Genomic DNA, 19,921 nt, shown 5'->3' with positions numbered 1-19,921 from the left:
CTAAATCAAATACAGTGTTGAATTTGATTGGTAACTATTATGGAAAATAGAATTGTTCATAAGTTTTCGGCTATTAGGCGTTCTTTATTTACTACTGTTAAGCACGGTAACAAGTGCTGCATCCTCTGATAAAAAGCATTTAAACCTAGTGTTTGCCGGCAGAATGCCTGACATAGGTGTGTCTACCTACGGTACTTACCCCGACATTGCTGCTTTACTCGATAGTTTACGAGCCGAAATTTCTCCTACCGTTTTTGCTTTTGGCGGTGGCAGTTTAGGCCCTAGTCCTTTATCCAGCTTAGATAAAGGTTCACATATCATAGACATTTTAAATACCCTCGAACCCGACTTGATGACACTCACTAAACAGGAATTTAGTTATTTCGAGGATGAACTCACCCTAAGGTCATATGAGGCCGCTTTCCCTATTGTTAGCAGTAATCTTTATGATCCTCTAATTAAGAGTAACCTAGAAGGTATTTTAACCAGCCTAATTGTCGAAAAAAATAATGTGAAAATAGGTTTTTTATCGATTTTGGATGAAGAAGTGATCGAACAATACCTACTAAAAAGGATCAAAGTGTTTGAACCTCAGCAAATCATCCAACAACAGATTGCTCACCTCAAACAACAAGGTGCTGAGCTAATAGTACTGATTTATTCTAAAGAGCGAGATTATTACCAAAGCCTTCTGTCCGAACATCAAATAAATTTTGCTTTACGGGTTAGTTCAACTTCTGAAAGCCGGCCCACTCCATCTCAAGAAAGTAACGTATTTGCGATTTCAAGCATTGAACCCATAATTTTGCTGAGGATAAGTTGGAATGCTGGCAATCTTGAAGAAAGTCTTGATATTAAGAAGTCACAGAATGACATTTCATTCAGTCCTAGCAAACCAACCACTTCAATTTTGATCGACGAGTATAATCAACGACTTAATCGATTACTCAATCAAAAAATTGGTATCTTCGGCGTTGAAATCCTCACCTCTAAACACCTCATACGCACTAAAGAAATGCCTTTTGGAAATTTTGTAGCCGACGCACTGAAACATTATGCCAAGGCAGACATTGGGATGATGAATTCAGGAGGGATAAGAGGCGACAAAGCATATACTAAGGGGACCACAATCACCCTACGAGATATTGCTACCGAGATCCCATTTAGAAGTCATATCGCTGTTTTATCCGTAACCGGTAAGCAAGTAAAACAGGCACTAGAAAATAGTGTCAGCACAGCTGAAGATACGGAAGGGCGTTTTTTGCAGGTATCTGGCTTATCTTTTACATATTCCATTAATAAGCCTATAGGTGAACGGGTTCAGAGCGTTTACATCAATGGCAAATTGTTAGATCCAGTACAAAAATATTCGGTCGCTACCACAGACTATTTGGCAAAAGGTGGCGATGGATATGATGCATTTATCAACGCAGAGCATCTTAATCAATTCGCTCAAAACTCTCCGATACTCTCTTATATAGTCACCCGTATGATCCAACAGCAAAAAACAATTTCCCCAGTGATCGAAAATCGAATATTGCAGGTTACTGAATGACGGAAGCAGTGGAAAAACGTGCGCGTATCTCATTGGTAACAGTGTTTAGCATAGGATTGGCAAGCGTATTATTTGTTTTTGTTCTGCTTAGTTACTTTAGTTTTACCCGTTTGCTTAGTTTTGAGTCAACGCTGACTTTTGTCTCTAATAAGTCTATGCCTAAACTGATACAAATTGGTCAGTTATACAGTCAAGCCACTTCACTTATAGAGTCCAAACAACTTTTATCACGATCTTCTTCTTTTGCGTCGAAACGCTTGGCGGAACAACAGCTGCAAGAAAACCTTAATAGTACTAGAAAAGCGTCAAAAGACATTCTCGCAAATGAGTTTCTAGATACGCAACTCAACACCATTGCTTTTGAGTTAGACGAGTTTTCAACACTGATAGAAGAGCGAATACAGACTTTTGATAGCATTGCGTTAGTAGAAGCACAAATGTATGAGCTTAATCTTCAGGCCACTATTATCGAAAAGCATAGCCCTTCAACTTGGATACTTGGATTTTCTCAAGCTTTAGTGAATGTAAGTAGAGTATTAAATGAAGACAAACTACAGCGCGTCAGGTTTCTATTTCTTCAATTAAAAAAACAACTTGTTGAATTGAGAGCAAGTGCTGCTAATCAACAAAATAATGATAAAAGACAGCGGTTAACAACTCAGCTAGAGGCCCTACTTTTTGCAGAGGATGGGCTACAAGCTTTAAAAATAAAAGCTCTGCGTTTAGCAGGTAGAACTTTAGGTAGAGAAAATTTTGTGCATAATTTAATTGTGGATTACGTGGCACAAATGGAGTTTGTTACCAAAGAAACCGAACAAAATATCACCTTAAAAGTAGCGTCATCAGTAAAAGAAATGAAACAACAAACTCAACTCATGGAATATCTATTGGCGGGGGGGGTTGTTATCTTGATAATTACAGTGATTTTATTTCAGCAACGAGTACTTAAAAGGATCCGTATTTTTAATCTAATAGTACGCAACAAAACTCAAGGCTTTGAATATAAAACCATGCTAGATGGAAATGATGAAATCACTGATTTGGCAGCCGCTTTTAAAGAGTTCACCCAAACAATTGACTTGCAAAAGCGAGAGCTTAAGAAGCTTTCTATGGCCGATGGACTCACAGGTATCGCCAACAGAAGAGCATTAGATATCCGCCTAAGACATGATATTGAGTTGTGTTCTAGGCAAAAATCTCATGTGAGTATTCTGCTTATGGATATTGATTGTTTCAAACTATATAACGATAACTATGGTCATATTGCTGGTGATCAATGTCTAAAAAATGTTTCCAAAATCATTACTGATTCACTGCCTCGAGAGAGTGATTTTGTAGCTAGGTATGGTGGTGAAGAATTTGTGTGTGTATTGCCAAATACCGATTCACAGGGGGCTATCAAGATAGCTACACATATTATTGCACAAATGAAACACAACGCACTGCCACATAAATACAGCAATGTGGCAGATTATGTGACTATGAGTATTGGTATAGCTAGCTCAAACCCCACTATTTTATTAGATCAAGAAACCATTATTAAGCATGCAGATAACGCTTTGTATCAAGCTAAAGAAAATGGTAAAAACTCATGGCTCCTGTATTCCTAAACGATACAGGTTAATTAGCCGCTACTTTATCCTCAGCATTTTTCGCTTTACCAATTCTCTCTTGAAATTCCTTTTCAAACCAACGTCTTAACATATTTTTTTCGTAACCTAACCTATCACTTTTATAGAAACGGTTACTGCTGTCGAGAAAAGACATATCTTTAAGTTTAACCTCTGCTTGTTGCAGCACGTCACCTGACTCATCCAGCAATTGGTAGCTAAAGTGGATCCTAGGAATATCAATTTGTTTAATAATTCGCACATCTGAAGCACTCGGTCCCAAACCAACAAATGAGGCCGGCCAAACTTCACCCGCCAAATCAAGATCGCTCACTTTCATTGTCAATTTGTTATTTTCAGGTAATGTCACTGCCAGCTCATTCATATACTCGTTAATATGTTTGAAGGTTGCGGCTCTAAACCTTTTACGTGACTCAGAACTAGGTCTAACATCACGATATTTCTCTGGATGGTCCCATTCAATCTCAACTTCATTTTGAGCCATAAGCTCACCAGAAAAACCAAGTGTCATCGCACCAAAAAATACGCCAGTTAATAATTTCATCATACTCTCCCCATATTTAGGTATCTGCCATTATCACTAATATCACCTGAATACATACTGAATTAATACCCTATGTATTCAGCCTTTTAGTCTAATATGGCCCGAACACCGCGGCTTTTTCAGCCCAAGTTGATTGCCATACATGATTACCGTGTATGTAATACACATTGTCTCCGTGGATCACGCTTCTGTCTTGTGCGCCATTTACATAAGACTCAGTTTGTAGACTTGGGCGAATTTCTGAGCGTTTAATTAATTCAGGGCTGTTACTCCTAGTATCAACCTCAAGTAACATCAAACTAAAAGAAGATACCCAAGCTCCTTCTCTGTCATTGGCTCGAAAATTCCAACTTTCTGTCGGCAACGCAAATTTATAGTTACCGTCAGTATTCAGTACTGTTAATGCTCTATAGTCGTATTCAACTGGTGTATAACCTCCTAGTTTAACAAGGCTATTCACTTCTACTGGATGGCTTGGATCCGTTACATCAAACAAACTCACTTTCATCCCTTCCTGAATTACAGGCTGGATAGTTACTCGTCCATCTTCTGGAATATTATTTACATTCACTTGTTGACCAACACCAAGCAGGTAGCCATTGTCCAAAGGATGTAAATAGTTGGAAAATCCTGGGATCTCTAACGCACCTAACACACTAGGAGCATTTGGGTTGGCTAAGTCGATAACATAAAGTGGGTCGATTCTTTCAAAGGTGACTATATACGCTCTGTCGCCTAAAAATCGCACCGCATAGATATCCTCACCGGGCTTACCTATAGGCTCTGGCGATCCCTCATTGGGCAGCGTTGCTACAACTTTCAGCTCGCCTCCTTGCTGGTTCAATATCGACAACTTATGTTCTGGCCCTTGTTTAGAATAAGTGGTTGAGACAATCCTTAAATACCCATCCTTCTCACTTAACCGTAAATTTGGTGCACTACGCCACCCTATTATCCCTTGAGCCTTGCCGGTCGCTTGATAAGTTAAATTTTGGTCCAGTGACACCTTGTGCAAAATGGTTTCTTCTGTAACAGATGAACCTAAGTACAAGTTAACTTCAGACATGTACACCATCTCTGCCACTGAGCTAATGCAGCGTGACTGATAATCATTAGGATCGGTCAAGCTAATTCTAGTGATTGATAGTAATTGCGCATAACCATCTTTATCGGTGGCTTGACTGGGAATAACACATTCCTCAATGCCATGTAAGGGCGTACCTTGGTCGCCATCTCGGTATATTTTCGGCATCAGTTGCGAGTCAGGGGTATTCAAAATAGTTAAGTAATTGGCCAATATTTCTGCATCGGTTATTGCATCAAGCTTTAGCCCATCAACATAGGCGGTATAGCTAGTGACTAAGTAAACAGCATCGCCAATTCGCCTACTTGAGATCATATTTCCGTCTATTTTAATGTTGCTTACAGTAGAGGGATTACTAGGTATAGCAGTGTTGTAAATATCTAAGCTGAGTTTCTGATCACTTGGGATCCATGGAGTGGGCGCAAATAAAATATCAACAGCGTAAAATTGAGCCGTCGTACTCAGTACCGCTAACCTATCATTGTGCTGATACATGCCTTCTATGTGAGAATCTTTTTCTAAAACCGGCAATTCAGCCATTGATTCTAATGAGAAATCGTCTTGCCTATTTAACACTCTAATTTTCGCTGGTTCGGTCGTTTCGCCATGCCATTGTGGATATGCTGCCAGATAGAGTGTTTGCCCATCGTATTCAATTCGGTCTGCTTCATCTACCCCAGACTCTTGGGTATTAGTTGTTGAGAAGTCCCCCGTCGCGCTGCTAGAGTCTTGGGTCGCGGTAGGATTAGCCCCTTCATCTTTAAAGGAGTTAACGTAATTTAACGTGGCTGAATAAATGCCATTTTTAATAAAGCGACTAGCAGACGCTTGATCCGCTTTCACTAATGGACCATCGAATGCAGTAGCCGAATTAACCAAAGGCGGCTCTGTGGGCCTTTCAATTACGGGGTCAATCCTAATTGGAGGTTCATCTGCCACTTGGGTAGAATCACCAGAACATGCCGCCAATAGAAATATGACAGGAATAAATGGCATTGCAAAATACCTATAGTCACTGCTTCGACGCTTTTTCGAGTGGATCATAATCAAGTACCATTTATGTGAACAATGACATTAGTGTAATAAATGTGACCGAGTATATATGCATAAATTTGCATCTAATTGTGAATATTTGTAACCCCTCAACAACTAGCATGTAAACTCTGCTAGGCTACCCACATTACTCGTTTGAGATGTTGTTTTTTGTACATGGTGTTTTTTCGTATCCTCTCTTTGATATCTATACTCGCTTCGAGCACAGCATTAGCCTGCACTCGAGGAGAATACTGTATCGATGAAAGTAGTTGGCAACTTGGCATAGCATTAGGCGTAGGTGTTAAAACCAATCCACTGGTGGATGGAGACGATATTCCTTTAGTGCTATTACCAGACATTGCTTGGTACGCAGAGAAAGCCTACTTTGATAATGGTGAACTAGGGTATCAATGGCTTAGCCAGCAAAAATTTTCTTTTGAAACCTTTATCAACCTCGAACGAGAAAGCGCATATTTTAGTTTTTTGCATCCAGCAAACTTCTTAGTGCCATCTAATGGTTCGACTAACTCCGTTGCACCTGATAAACCCGATTCATCCGACATTGTCGACTCACCCGATAATGAAATCATCAACACCGAACGCAGCTTTTCTATTGATGATGTGGCCAGCCGAAAATGGGCCATCAACGGAGGCATTCGGGGCCACTACTTTTTATCAAACGGTGAATGGCAACTATCTTTTCAGCAAGATATTAGTAATGTACATCAAGGCCAACAGGCCGGTGTACAATATAAGCACAGATGGCTTTGGCATGACTTTCGTTTTGGCATATCGCTAGGCGTCGACTGGAAAAGTGCGCGCTTAATTGACTACTATTACGGTGTTTCAGTGCGGGATACCGAACTTAAAGAACTGCATTTTAAAGGCGAAGCTGGATGGCAGCCTTACATTTCGTTACAGGCCCAACAGCCGATAAATGAAAACTGGTCTTGGCTTGCAAATATCGGTTATCGGAGACTGCCTCAGTCACTCACTGGTAGTCCGCTAGTAGAAAAAAATAACATACTTAATGCATTTTTAGGTGTAGCGTATCGTTTTGATTAGGCTGTGGATTTGAGAATAGCGGTATTGATTACAGGTGTCATTTGGTGCAGCCAGATCTGCGCGCAAACACCTGTCTGGACAATACAGCCTAATACTTGTGTCGCTAAGCGTCTAGGTGACACCTGCCAACTCACATTTAGTATAGAAACTGAAGATTTGCCCCCAGAACGACTTTGTCTTTTTCTTGAAGGTAAGTTGTTAAGCTGTTCTCAACAATCCCACTTTTATAAAGAAACCTCCATTTCAATAACGCAGAACTCACTGCTTGAATTAAAAAATATGGCGCAACAAACTATTCTTTCTAAAACCTTAATGATCAAATACCTTGAACCACATGCTCAACGTAGGCGGATCCGTCCTCCATGGAGTCTTTTTTAATGAAACAAGTATTATTAGTGGAAGATGACGAGCGCTTAAGCAGTCTTATTAGCCAATATTTACGTGAACAAGATTTTAAAGTGCAACGTTTAGCCAATGGCGACACTTTATTGCAACATATTCAGACTTCGCCTCCCGACATATTGATTTTGGACGTAATGTTACCTGGCGATAATGGCTTTACTTTGTGTAATAAAATAAGACCCTTTTACTCTGGGCCTTTATTATTTATGACAGCGAAAAATGATGATTTTGACCAAGTGTTTGGTTTAGAAATAGGCGCCGACGATTACATCATTAAACCAGTTGAACCAAGAGTGTTACTGGCGAGGATCAACGCATTGTTACGGCGAAATACCGAACCTAAGCATTCCAATATTAGCAACCAAACTTTGCAATACGGACAACTTACCATTGAACGTTCAACGCGCTCAGCCCATCTTCAAGGCAAAGATGTGCAATTAACCAGCCATGAGTTTGACATGTTATGGAAATTGGCTGAAAACCCTTCAACTTTAGTCGACCGCACAACCTTGTATAAAGAGGTGATTGGACGGGAATATGACGGATTAGATCGCAGTGCCGATGTGCGTATTTCTCGCCTACGTAAAAAGCTACAAGACAATAGCCAACACCCTTATAGAATTAAAACCATTTGGGGCAAAGGTTTCTTTTTTGTCGCAGATGCATGGGATGACTAACCACAATGGCTCGCCTATTTGTTAGTTTGTATTTGTTTATCGCTCTTTCGTTAGTCGGTTTGAGCGCGGGCCTAGAACGCATATTTTTCACCCAATCAGAAACATCTGCAACCCAACTGTTAGGCCCTGTATTCGAAGCGGCTAAACAACAAAATGTGAATATGCCAAACTTCATTCAGACCTTAGGTGGTACTTACAAAGTACTCGATATAGGCGATATTGCTTGGTCAGAAGATAATTTAGGCAAGCTAAATAGCGGTTTGGCCATAGTCCTAAGTGACTCAGATATTTCTGAATACATATACATTTTGGATAACAACACGCAGCTCTTAGAAATATCTTTACCGGTTACCCGACCCGATTCAGGGCAATTTTTGACATACAGCATCCTGTTTTTTTTGTTGTTAGGTGCTGTGATTGCCTTTTGGATCTGGCCATTATGGCGAGACTTATCTAATCTTGAAAAAACCGTCTCTAAGGTCATGCCTGATGGCGGCATTGTACAAAATCACATTAGCCCCACCTCATTGATTTACCCTATTGCAAAATCACTTAACAGTATGGGGCTGCAAATCAAACAACTGATGCAAAATCAAAGAGAGCTTAGTGGAGCAGTAACACACGAGTTTCGCACACCGCTTGCCAGATTAAAGTTTGCTTTAGCCATGGCACCTTCTGAACAAAGCGAACCTTGGAAAGGTATGCAACAGGACGTAAACGAGTTAGAAAATCTGGTACAAGAAATGCTCGATTACGCCAGTACCGATGCTCGTATACCCGAGATGAACTTAGCTGAAATTCCCATCAAACAATTGTGCCAGCAATTAATAAATCGCTTGAAAGATAGCCATCTGGCCAACTTAAAGGTCGAGGTGTTTGGTGATGATGCCCACGTTCTAGCCGACGAGCATTTTATCGAACGTGCCATAGAAAATTTAGTATTAAACGGCAAACGCTATGCAAATCAGATGTTACAAATACGTATTATCAAACAACAAGATGTGATTCAGATTTGTGTAGAAGACGATGGTAGAGGCGTACCTAAGGCAATGCGGAAAAAGATATTTTCACCGTTTTTTCGTCCCGATGAAAGTCGCGATAGGCAAAAAGGTGGTGCGGGTCTTGGCTTAGCAATTGTAAAAAGAATTGTTGATTGGCATCAAGGAGATTGCATTGTAGTCGACAGTAAATTGGGCGGAGCCAAGTTTATTATTAGCTTACCTAGCCCTTTCAATTAAGCTGCAACAGGTTATTTATATTCTTTTAAAATCTCTTTGCGGTATATTTCACCGCAAACATACCGCAGATTGGTACCGTATATATACGGGTTTTTATCTCCTGCATGGCAATAAAGTAGATTAAATTTATGGAGCGCTGCTTTGGAACTGGTAATTTTAAGCAAATACTCGGTCTGGGATTCACTTAAATCTTGCATTTGAGTTGATATGTCTTCTCTGAATTTAGTCAACTGTTGATTATCTATGGTCAGTGAGATCCCTTCCATCCACTCTGATGTACTGGTTTGCACATCAGACAACCAAAACTGCACAAAAGCGCTGCGTAAAATAACTATCAACGCCAAAACTTCAAAGGTAACCACTATAAAACGCAACATGTAGCGCGACTCGAAAACTATTCAAATATCATAATGCCCCTATATTACGTTAAAAAAGCGCTCAAAAACATAACCAATTGTTATGCTTTGTGATAATCACGAATACCATAGCAATATTGGCCAAAAATCATGATAGGGATCAAGCACAAGGATAAACATACTGATACAATACCTCAGATTTCAGAGCACATTTAACCATTATGCTCTAACTTTCTTTTGATTTTTCCAAGGATATCTAATGAGTGAGCGAATTCCGGTCAAAAACATCTCACCCGTAAAAGTACATCGACCAGATACCAGTAAACACGACAACACCTACACGCCGCGTAATAGAATATACGTACGCGCAGTGACGGGTATGCTGGAAAATATTCGTCGATTTTTTGGATTATTTTTTTTAGGGAGTTTTGCGATACTTCCTTGGATACAGTTCAATGGCGCTCAAGCAATACTGTTCGATTTAAGCGCACAACGCTTTAATATTTTTGGCTTAACTTTATGGCCTCAGGATTTAACGTTACTGGCGTGGATTATGATGGTGGCCGCTTTTGCGCTATTTTTTGTCACTACTTTTGCGGGTCGTGTTTGGTGCGGATTTATGTGCCCACAAACTACTTGGACCTTTATATTCATCTGGTTTGAAGAAAAAATTGAAGGCAGTCGCCACAAACGTATGAAGCTAGATCAAAGACCCATGGACTTTGACAAGATGTGGCGCAAAACCCTAAAGCACTTTGCTTGGGTCGGCACTGCCTTATTAACCTCGCTTACTTTTGTAGGATACTTCACCCCGATCGGCACACTATTTATAGAGTTTTTCACTTTTTCGAGTAGTTTTTGGCTCGTTTTTTGGGTGTTATTTTTTACGCTCTGTACTTACGGAAATGCCGGCTGGATGCGTGAAATCATGTGTACCCATATCTGCCCATATGCTCGTTTCCAATCGGCTATGTTCGATAAAGATACTTTTACTGTGGCTTATAATACTTCAAGAGGAGAAAAACGTGGTCCCAGAGGGCGCAAAGTCAGTCGTGAAGAAAATCAACAGAATAACTTAGGTGACTGTATCGATTGTAATTTATGTGTGCAAGTTTGCCCAACTGGTATAGATATCCGCAACGGTTTGCAATACGAATGTATCAACTGCGGTGCCTGCGTGGATGCTTGCAATGGTGTTATGGAAAAAATGAATTATCCCAAAGGCTTAATCAGCTTCACCTCAGAAACAGAATTGGCGGGTGGCACGACAAAAATATTTAGACCCAAATTAATCGGTTATGCTCTGGTATTAACCTTAATGTGTGGCTTGCTAGTGGCTGAAATCCTATCCAGAAAACCTTTAGAAATTGATATTATAAAAGACAGAGTGCCCTTATATCGCGAAACAGGAAACGGGCTAATTGAAAATATATTTACCTTAAAAATTCTCAATAAATCTCAGTTCACCCAGCACTATCGTATATATGTTGATAATCTTGAGGGCCATACTTATATTGGAGAAAATGAAGCAACAGTAGCTGGTGGGGAAGTATTGAACGTACCGTTAAGTATTGCTATTAACCCAAACAAGCTAACCAAAGAGTCCACAGAGTTCAACTTTAGAGTAGAGTCAATCGATGCCAGCCACAGCCCCGTTAAGGTGCAAGAAATCAGTAAGTTCTTGTATCCCGATTTGTGAGTACTTTTGATTTCTCTGGGCTCAATCCCGACTTAATTCTCGATGCGATTGAATCTCAAGGCATTTTGGTTGAATCTGGCTTGTTGGCACTCAATAGTTACGAAAACAGGGTGTATCAATTTGTCGCCCAAGATCAAAAACGCTATGTTGCCAAGTTTTATCGGCCCCAGCGTTGGAGCCAAGCACAAATTCAAGAAGAACATGATTTTTCAATAGAGTTGGCCTCCCATGAAATTCCCGTTGTCGCCCCCATGCGTCATAATGGGCAAAGCCTACATAGCCATGAGGGGTTCTATTTCGCTCTGTTTCCATCAGTTGGTGGCAGGCAATTTGAAGTAGATAATTTAGATCACCTCGAGTGGATGGGGCGTTTTATTGGTCGTATTCATGCCGTTGCCAAAAGTGCTAAGTTTATCCATAGGCCCACTTTTAGTACCCAAGAGCATTTGCTTTTACCGTTGCAAGAATTACAGAGTAGCTCCCTTATTCCTTCAAGCTTGCACAATCCCTTTTTCACCATTTTACAGCAAGTTGTGGATTTAGCTCTATCACTATACGAAGGTTCAGCCAACATTAGACTGCACGGCGACTGTCATCCAGGCAATATTTTATGGCGCGATGGCCCGACTTTTGTTGATCTAGACGACTGCAGAAATGGGCCTGCCATTCAAGACTTATGGATGATGTTATCTGGCGACAGGCAACAACAATTTATACAAATGGACACCTTAATCGAAGCCTACCAAGAGTTTTGCGACTTCGATAACACCCAATTGGCTTTAATCGAACCGTTGCGCGCCATGCGCATGGTGCACTACATGGCATGGCTTGCAAAACGCTGGCAAGATCCAGCATTTCCACAAGCCTTTCCTTGGTTTGCCGACCCCAAATACTGGGAGCAGCAAGTTCTAGGCCTCAAGGAACAGTTTTCATCATTACAAGAGCCACCTTTAGCTTTGTAAACGCCACTAATTCATCACTGGTTACATAATGCTATCGGCAATTCCTATCAGCTATGCTAATCTGCAAATAATTTTAAAATGAGTTGTGAGAAGTTATGAAAAAAATATTATTGATCCTAAGTGTTATGTTGTTATTGCCACTTCAGGCCTGCGCCCAAGAGAAATGGCGTGAAGGCACACATTATACTGTTATTTCTGATACAGCGACTGACAAGAAAGAAGTATTAGAGTTCTTTTCATTCTGGTGCCCACACTGCTTTAGATTTGAACCCATAGTTAAAGATATCAAAAGTGAACTTGCCGATGACGTGCAATTTAAAAAAGTCCACGTAAACTTTATGGGCTTTACCAGCGCTGCCATTCAAGACGATGCCACCAAAGCCATGATGATAGGCAGAGAACTGAAAAGAGATACCGAGCTTAATAAAGCCATTTTTAATTATATTCATGTATCTCGTTCATCATTGGCTGGCATCAAAGACTTAAAGAATATCTTTGTTGTAAACGGCGTTGAAGCAGCAGAATTCGACAAAATGATGAAAAGTTTTGGGGTCAATAGCCGCTTAAAAATGAACAACAAAGCGATTCAACAATACCGTAAACACGTTCGCAGTGTACCCACCTTTATTGTAAACGGTAAATTCCAAGCCACCTTCACCCGCGACATGAACCAAGCGGATATGGTTGATTTGATTGTGTTTTTATCGAATAAGAAATAGGAAGTAGTTTCTAGCTTCGCAAAAATTAGATTCAAAACAGCATCAAATCTTTGATTTGATGCTGTTTTTTTATCTTTAGCTTTATTAATTCGAAACCTGCAAGAGAGGGCAGCGCCCACTAAGGCATAAACTAGCATGCGCTAACGCTTACAGGCATCTTGATAACTGCTCCTGCGTTATTCTACCTTCCGCCATCCGCACTTGAAGCAACTGTAAAGTCGCTGGGTCCCAGAATACGCGAAGACGACCTACCCCCGTGAAATCAACTAAGGTCGTTCCCGAATGCTGTTATCGGGAACCCAGTGACTTTATGTTTTGTATGTCATGAAACTAAATCCGTGACGGCCATTTGCCCCTAAAATAAGCCATTTTTAGCTGAAACTTTACAGGCGAGAAAGCAGTGGCGTAGCCACCAAAGAAAGTCGGCGCAGCCGATGCTCTATCTTTAGCGCTTCCCTCGAATAAATGCCGTTCTAAAACAATCCCATTTGTTTGCTGGTCATATCGGCAAAGGATAAACCGATAAAGGGCAAAATACCTTCGGCTATGGGTTTGATTTGTTTGTCTACGTAGTGTTCGTAATCAATGGGGCTGCTGAGGTATTCTATGGGTTCGGGGCCGTTGAGGGTGATTACGTACGCAATCCAACCTTTGTGTTGGTATTTAAGGGGTTTTCCCAGTGCCTGATTTTGTTGATCAGCCAGCCTCGCGGCCTTTACATGTGGCGGTACATTTTTAACATACAAATCCAATCTGCGGCGAATACGTTTACGATAAACTAAGTTGTCATCAAGTTTACCGGCCCAGGTTTCGTCAATGATTTCGTGTAAGTAATCGCTTACGTTTTGTCCCTTGAACACCATTTTGTATAACTTAAGTTGAAAATCCTTCGCCAATTGAGTCCAATCTGAGCGCACGGTTTCTAGACCTTTAAATACCAATTCATCACCCTCTTTGCTGGTTTTAACACCGGCATAGCGTTTTTTACTGCCGAGCTCTGAGCCGCGAATGGTGGGCATGAGAAATTGACTAAAATGGGTTTCAAATTCGATTTCGAGTTCACAGCTTAGCTTATGCTCTTGCTGGATAGTCTGCTGCCATTTTTGGTTAATATCTAAGACCAGCGACTGGCCAATCTGATTAGCTTGTTGGCTGCTATATTCTCCGTCTAACCATACAAAGGTCGAATCGGTATCCCCATAAATCACTTGATAACCTGCCTGCTCTATCCATTTTGCTGTGGTTTGCATAATGTCATGGCCACGCATAGTGATAGAGCTGGCTAAGCGGGTGTCATAAAAAGGGCAGCCACCTGAGCCTAATACCCCATAAAATGAGTTCATTAAAATTTTAATGGCTTGGCTGCGCGCTGCGTCTTGGTTTTTTTTAGCTTGGTCTCGTTGCTGCCACAGCGAGGTAATAATGTCGGGTAAAAAGTGTTTATCACGGCTGAATTTAGCGCCGCGATAACCTTCTATGGCATCTTCTGGTGACTTTAACCCTTCTACTAATCCAAGTGGGTCTATTTTGAAGGTGCGCATGATTGACGGATACAAGCTCTTAAAATCCAGCACCAACACATTTTGATATAACCCAGGTTTGGAATTCATCACATAACCACCAGGACTGGCTAAGCCACCATCCTCTGGGCGATTGGGTGCGATATAGCCTGCTCGATGTAATTTGGGTAAATACAAATTAACAAAAGCCGCGACAGATCCGCCCATTCTGTCTAACTCAAGGCCGGTTAATTGGCTGCGTAGAGTTAAAAATTCCAGCACTTTAGTGTGAGCAAAAATATCCAATACTATCTGGCAATCTTGCAAATTGTATTCGGCTAATTTGACTTTGTTGTGTTTAAAATCCTGTGCAATTTGCGCCAGTCTGTTCTCAACATCGTCGGTCTTTTTGCCTTTGCCTAATAAGGTTTGTGCCACGTTTTCTAGGCTAAAACTATCGAACTGATAGGTGGCTGTTTTTAGGGCATCTATGCCATCTACCACTACGCGGCCGGGCATAGTGATATACCCTTGATTCACTTCATTTCTGGCATCCCGCCATAAAATAGCTTGGTTATCTCGTCCTAAGGTTAATTCGACCTGATGCAAAGCGGCGCGTTTGATCAGTAAACGAAAATCAAAATTCACCACATTCCAGCCAATGATGATGTCAGGATCGATTTGTGCCACTTGTTTCACAAATTGCTGTAATAAGGCTTTTTCGTTATCTACCCAAGAGATCCAATCTGGCCCTTGTTGAGCTTGGCCTATCATCAGCACCGCTTGATAGCTGTCGCTTGCCAAACCTATTGAAAACAACTCGCCTTGCTCGCTGCATTCAATATCTATGGATAACTGGCTAAATGTGGGGACAAAGTTACTAGGCTTACATTGCATATGGGTGATTTCAATATGCTTAGCAGCGTTTGGTGTGGCCACCGATGACCCAGTAAAAACCGCACTGCCATAGACAAAACGCTCCATCAAATAACGCTCGGTTAGGCGAATATCATCTTCAAAACAAATGATGTGGTGTTGCTTGAGTAATGCTTTTGCCTTAAATAACCCGTGCACCTTATCAAAATACACGGCAGTGACCCCTTGGTGTTCGAAGGTCTTTAACGCTAAGGGATTAACGCTATGCTGTATGCCTTCTTTGGCGAGTAACTGTGTGGCTAGAGGTGCGTCGTCTTGATGAATAAAAAACACTCCCTGCTGGGCCGGAGAGCAACCTTTTACAACACCATTTTCAGTCTGAAACCAACATTCAATATAGGTTTTCCCTTGGCGCTCTATGCTACGAGCGGTTAGGATAAATCCCTCGAATGAGTCTGGCATTAGTTGCAATTACCCACAGAGAATATTTTGCTTAAAGTAGTTATTGTTCTTCACGGGTAAATACTAACTCTTGACCGTGGCTTTTTTCAGGCGCATAACGATAGCCAGCGGTATCGAAATTTTGAAGTTGTTTCACCTCTGTTAATTGATTTTGCAGAATATACCTAGCCATCATGCCTCGGGCTTTTTTGGCAAAGAAGCTGATCACTTTGTACTGGCCATTTTTGCAGTCTTGAAATACAGGTGTGTAAATATCTGCATCTAACGCCTTAGGTTTAACCGCCTTAAAATATTCGTTAGAGGCCAAGTTAATCAAAACATTATCTCCTTGGCTATTTATTGCTTGATTCAGCTTATGGCTAATGCGCTCATCCCAAAATTGATACAAATTTTTATCTTTACCTGTATCTAACTTAGTACCCATTTCTAATCGATAGGCTTGCATTAAATCGAGTGGACGTAATACACCATATAATCCAGACAATATGCGTAAATGTTGTTGCGCGTAGTCGAAGTCTTGTTGACTAAATGAGCCTGCGTCCAGCCCTGTGTATACATCGCCGTTAAAGGCTAGTAACGCTTGCTTGGCATTAGTCACACCAAAAGGGGTCTGCCAACTAGCATAACGGTCGGCGTTTAGGCCTGCCAATTTGTCGCTAATTTTCATTAACGAGCCAATCTTAGCTGGGCTTAATTTACGGCAGTGTTTAATTAACCTTTGTGAATCATCCAACATCTCGGGCTGAGTGAAAGCGTTAGTAGGCGCTGGGGTGTCATAGTCGAGATTTTTGGCGGGCGAGATAACAACTAACATGTAATGAGATCCTGTAATGATAAACTGAAGTTTACAAACTGCTGTAGCCAATATGTGGGAAAGACTGGCAAATACAAGTTGGATTTGAATTTTCTTTGCCTTGTAGCCTCGCTAAGAATGAATCCTTTAAATATTTTTAAGGTAACCCCTCGCACTTTCTTGTTATCATTAATCACACATAAGATATGCCAGCTTGCTAGTGTAAATTTACTCACAATTTTGACAAGCTATAGGCAAAACAACGTGATTGCAATTTAGCGTCATTACCTACAGAGAATACTATGTCTAACCAATTACAAGCACTACGCGACATCACCACAGTTGTGGCTGACACAGGCGATGTTGAAGCCATTAAAAAGTACCAACCGGTCGATGCCACAACTAATCCATCTTTGTTACTTAAAGCTGCCGAGATGCCGCAGTACAAGTCTCACCTTGAAGACGCTGTTGCATGGGCGAAACAACAATCCACTGACGCCGAACAGCAAATCATCGATGCAGGTGACAAATTATCTGTGACTATTGGCACCGATATAGTGAATATCGTACCGGGGCGCATTTCTACTGAAGTGGATGCTCGCTTATCCTTCGACACCGCCGCTAGTATCGAAAAAGCCCACAAATTGATTGCGCTGTATAAAGAAGCCGGCATAGACAAAAGCCGTATTCTGATTAAATTGGCCTCTACTTGGGAAGGCATTCGCGCCGCTGAAGTGCTCGAAAAAGAAGGCATCAACTGTAATCTTACTTTGTTGTTTGGTTTTGCTCAGGCTCAAGCCTGTGCCGAAGCCGGTGCGTTTTTAATCTCGCCTTTTGTTGGCCGTATTCTTGATTGGTTTAAAAAGAGTACCGGTAAAACAGATTATACTTCTGCCGATGATCCTGGCGTGTTATCTGTTACGAAAATTTATAATTACTATAAAGATCATGGCTACAAAACCGTGGTTATGGGTGCCAGCTTCCGTAATACTGGCGAAATCACCGAATTAGCCGGTTGTGACCGCTTAACTATTGGCCCAGGTTTATTGGAAGAGTTGTCACAATCGAATGCTCCCTTGCCGGTTAAGTTAAGAGATAACGGCACCACTAAAACACCAGGTGCACCGTTAACCGAAACCCAGTTCCGCTGGGAAATGAATCAAGATGCCATGGCCACCGAAAAATTGTCTGAAGGTATTCGCAATTTTGCAGCCGACCAAGTTAAGCTAGAAACTATGTTAAGAAGTTATCTATAAGCGAACTTATGCCAAATAAAAGCGTCGGACTTGGCGCTTTTTTTTGTTTTGTAGTCTAAGAAATCACCGCATCTAATCTTTACTCCAAATTGAGAAAATAAAATGACAGCACTAACCGCATCACCTGAGTGGAAAAACCTTGAAAACATAGCCACGCAAATAAAAGCCCAGCATATGCGTGATTGGTTTACTGCAGACCCACAACGTGCTGAAAAGTTGACTAAAAGTGCTTGTGGTATTGAGTTAGACTTCTCCAAAAATCTGATTACAGATGAGGTGATGCAAGCCTTACAAGCACTTGCAATAGAATGTCAGGTTAATAAAAAACGTCAGGCGATGTTTGCAGGCGAGATAATCAATCACACCGAACAACGTGCGGTATTACATACTGCTTTACGTAACTTTTCAGGCAAACCTGTGTTGGTAGACGGACAAGACGTCATGCCCGATGTGTTAGCCTGCCAACAAAAAATTCAAGACTTTGTGAAAAGTGTTCACAGTGGTAAACGTAAAGGTTATACCGGCAAACCGCTAAAAGAAATTGTAGCTATTGGTATAGGTGGCTCTTTTCTTGGCCCTAAAATCATGTCAGAAGCCCTTAAACCTTATTGGTTTGCTGGGGTAAAAGTTCACTATGTGGCCAATGTTGACGGCTGTCATATACAAGATGTTTTAGCCTCGATTGATCACCGGGAAACCTTAGTGGTGATGTCATCTAAGTCATTCACTACCCAAGAAACCTTACAAAATACCTTAACGGCCAAAGCGTGGTTCTTGGAGGAAGGCGGTACACAACAAGATATCGCCAAACACTTTATTGCGGTGTCATCAAATATCCAAGCCGCAACCGAATTTGGTATGGATGCAGAGAATATTTTCCCTTTATGGGATTGGGTCGGCGGCCGTTATTCACTTTGGTCGGCCATAGGTTTGCCCATTGCATTAACAATAGGCTACGACCACTACCGCGCTATGTTGCAAGGTGCGTTTGACATGGACGAACATTTCCAAAACGCGCCTATGGAACAAAACCTGCCAATGATTTTAGCGTTACTTGGGGTGTGGTACGTAAACTTTTTCGATGCGCAAAGCCAGGTGTTATTGCCTTATTATCATTACCTAAGAGGCTTCCCTGCTTATGTGCAACAACTCGACATGGAAAGTAACGGTAAACGAATCGCAGGCTCCCAAACCGCAGTCGACTATGCCACAGGCCCGATTATTTGGGGAAGTGAAGGCACCAATGGCCAACACTCATTCCACCAGCTGATCCATCAAGGTACAAGTTTAATACCCGCAGATTTTATGTTGCCCCTCAATGTTCCCAATAAAAATGCAGCACATCACGCTATGTTAGCGTCAAACTGTTTTGGTCAAACCCAAGCCTTAATGCAAGGTAAAACCTTTGAGGAATGCAAAGCCGATCTCGCATCAAAAGGCTTGGACGATACCACCCTTGAATCCCTTGCCACCCACAAAACCATGCCCGGCAATAAACCCAGTAATACCCTATTATTCCAACAACTCGATCCCAAAACGCTAGGAGCGTTGGTCGCCATGTACGAACACAAAGTATTTGTTCAAGGCGCGATTTGGGGGGTGAATTCCTTTGATCAGTGGGGTGTAGAACTCGGTAAAGAGTTAGGTAATCAAGTGTTAGATAAACTCGTCAACACCGATGCCGAATTAGGCTTTGATGGGTCGACGAATCAGTTGATCAGTAAGTTTAGAAAGACGAATGGATAAGGGGGGCCTTAAGCCAGTTAGGGCATAAAAGCATGCGCTGGCGCTTACAGGCTTCTCGATAACTGCTCCTGCGTGATTCTACCTTCCGCCATCCGTGTTTGAAGCAACTGTAAAGTCGCTGGGTCCCCGCATGCGCGAGGACGACCTACCCCCGTGAAAACAACTAAGGTCGTTCCCGAATGCTGTTATCGGGAACCCAGTGACTCTATGTTTTGTATGTCATAAAACTAAATCCGTGACGGTCGTTTGTCCCTAAAATAAGCCATTTTCAGCTGAAACTTTACAGGCGAGAAAGCAGTGGCGTAGCCACCAAAGAAAGTCG

General features: G+C 41.5%; 16 protein-coding genes. 11 read left to right on the top strand and 5 right to left on the bottom strand.

Translation table 11 applies throughout. From position 1 onward, the window contains the following. Window positions 1–52: 52 nt before the first annotated feature. Window positions 53–1,555, top strand: a complete 1,503-nt coding sequence (locus tag Q0688_RS21035; protein WP_299082105.1) for a bifunctional UDP-sugar hydrolase/5'-nucleotidase — start codon at window positions 53–55, stop codon at window positions 1,553–1,555. Next, window positions 1,552–3,165, top strand: coding sequence for a diguanylate cyclase (locus Q0688_RS21030; RefSeq protein WP_299082103.1), 1,614 nt, complete (start codon window positions 1,552–1,554; stop codon window positions 3,163–3,165). Before Q0688_RS21035 ends, Q0688_RS21030 begins: the two co-directional genes overlap by 4 nt. Window positions 3,166–3,175: 10 nt before the next feature. Here Q0688_RS21030 and Q0688_RS21025 read toward each other — a convergent pair whose 3' ends face one another. Next, a complete protein-coding gene (locus tag Q0688_RS21025) occupies window positions 3,176–3,730 on the bottom strand; it encodes a DUF3016 domain-containing protein (RefSeq protein WP_299082158.1) in 555 nt (184 codons plus the stop codon). Between the two features lie 91 nt (window positions 3,731–3,821). Beyond that, the gene (locus tag Q0688_RS21020; RefSeq protein ID WP_299082100.1) at window positions 3,822–5,810 is read right to left on the bottom strand and encodes a beta-propeller domain-containing protein; all 1,989 of its coding nucleotides are present in this window, start codon (window positions 5,808–5,810) and stop codon (window positions 3,822–3,824) included. A 237-nt stretch (window positions 5,811–6,047) separates the two neighbouring features. Between Q0688_RS21020 and Q0688_RS21015 the strand changes: the two genes are divergently transcribed. The 4 genes from Q0688_RS21015 to Q0688_RS21005 are packed head-to-tail and all read left to right on the top strand — an operon-like array spanning window position 6,048 to window position 9,231. Next, window positions 6,048–6,914 (top strand): MipA/OmpV family protein, encoded by an 867-nt coding sequence (locus tag Q0688_RS21015; RefSeq protein WP_299082098.1) that lies wholly within the window; start codon window positions 6,048–6,050, stop codon window positions 6,912–6,914. Window positions 6,915–6,917: 3 nt separating this feature from the next. After that, complete coding sequence (locus Q0688_RS27685; RefSeq protein ID WP_367179824.1) at window positions 6,918–7,292, top strand: DUF3019 domain-containing protein; 375 nt, start codon at window positions 6,918–6,920, stop codon at window positions 7,290–7,292. Then, a complete protein-coding gene (locus Q0688_RS21010; RefSeq protein ID WP_299082096.1) occupies window positions 7,292–7,993 on the top strand; it encodes a response regulator in 702 nt (233 codons plus the stop codon). The genes Q0688_RS27685 and Q0688_RS21010 overlap by 1 nt, the downstream gene beginning before the upstream one ends. 5 nt (window positions 7,994–7,998) lie before the next feature. Then, window positions 7,999–9,231 carry an ATP-binding protein gene (locus Q0688_RS21005; protein WP_299082094.1) on the top strand — a complete coding sequence of 411 codons (1,233 nt, stop codon included), beginning with the start codon at window positions 7,999–8,001 and terminating at the stop codon, window positions 9,229–9,231. Window positions 9,232–9,242: 11 nt separating this feature from the next. Here Q0688_RS21005 and Q0688_RS21000 read toward each other — a convergent pair whose 3' ends face one another. Then, complete coding sequence (locus tag Q0688_RS21000) at window positions 9,243–9,608, bottom strand: hypothetical protein (RefSeq protein WP_299082092.1); 366 nt, start codon at window positions 9,606–9,608, stop codon at window positions 9,243–9,245. Window positions 9,609–9,846: 238 nt separating this feature from the next. On the opposite strand from Q0688_RS21000, the gene ccoG reads away from it, so the two are divergent. The 3 genes from ccoG to Q0688_RS20985 all read left to right on the top strand — a co-directional run bounded on the left by ccoG (window position 9,847) and on the right by Q0688_RS20985 (window position 12,967). After that, complete coding sequence (gene ccoG / locus Q0688_RS20995; protein ID WP_299082090.1) at window positions 9,847–11,286, top strand: cytochrome c oxidase accessory protein CcoG; 1,440 nt, start codon at window positions 9,847–9,849, stop codon at window positions 11,284–11,286. Beyond that, on the top strand, window positions 11,283–12,248 hold the full coding sequence (locus Q0688_RS20990; RefSeq protein ID WP_299082088.1) for a serine/threonine protein kinase: 966 nt from the start codon (window positions 11,283–11,285) through the stop codon (window positions 12,246–12,248). Before ccoG ends, Q0688_RS20990 begins: the two co-directional genes overlap by 4 nt. A 95-nt stretch (window positions 12,249–12,343) precedes the next feature. Next, window positions 12,344–12,967, top strand: a complete 624-nt coding sequence (locus Q0688_RS20985; RefSeq protein ID WP_299082086.1) for a thiol:disulfide interchange protein DsbA/DsbL — start codon at window positions 12,344–12,346, stop codon at window positions 12,965–12,967. A 473-nt stretch (window positions 12,968–13,440) separates the two neighbouring features. On the opposite strand, the gene Q0688_RS20980 is transcribed toward Q0688_RS20985, so the two are convergent. Both Q0688_RS20980 and yaaA read right to left on the bottom strand, forming a co-directional pair. After that, entirely contained in the window at window positions 13,441–15,804 is a 2,364-nt protein-coding gene (locus tag Q0688_RS20980; protein WP_299082084.1) for a DNA polymerase II, read from the bottom strand. A 40-nt stretch (window positions 15,805–15,844) separates the two neighbouring features. Continuing rightward, the gene (gene yaaA / locus Q0688_RS20975) at window positions 15,845–16,618 is read right to left on the bottom strand and encodes a peroxide stress protein YaaA (protein WP_299082082.1); all 774 of its coding nucleotides are present in this window, start codon (window positions 16,616–16,618) and stop codon (window positions 15,845–15,847) included. Between the two features lie 281 nt (window positions 16,619–16,899). Between yaaA and tal the strand changes: the two genes are divergently transcribed. Both tal and pgi read left to right on the top strand, forming a co-directional pair. Then, entirely contained in the window at window positions 16,900–17,853 is a 954-nt protein-coding gene (gene tal, locus Q0688_RS20970) for a transaldolase (RefSeq protein ID WP_299082080.1), read from the top strand. A gap of 102 nt (window positions 17,854–17,955) precedes the next feature. Then, window positions 17,956–19,599, top strand: a complete 1,644-nt coding sequence (pgi, locus tag Q0688_RS20965; protein ID WP_299082078.1) for a glucose-6-phosphate isomerase — start codon at window positions 17,956–17,958, stop codon at window positions 19,597–19,599. Window positions 19,600–19,921: the final 322 nt, after the last annotated feature.

The organism is uncultured Paraglaciecola sp. (assembly GCF_937123705.1).
Lineage (GTDB): Bacteria > Pseudomonadota > Gammaproteobacteria > Enterobacterales > Alteromonadaceae > Paraglaciecola.
Note: the sequence above shows the minus strand (reverse complement) of the source record. Positions and strands in the feature narration are given on the sequence as shown.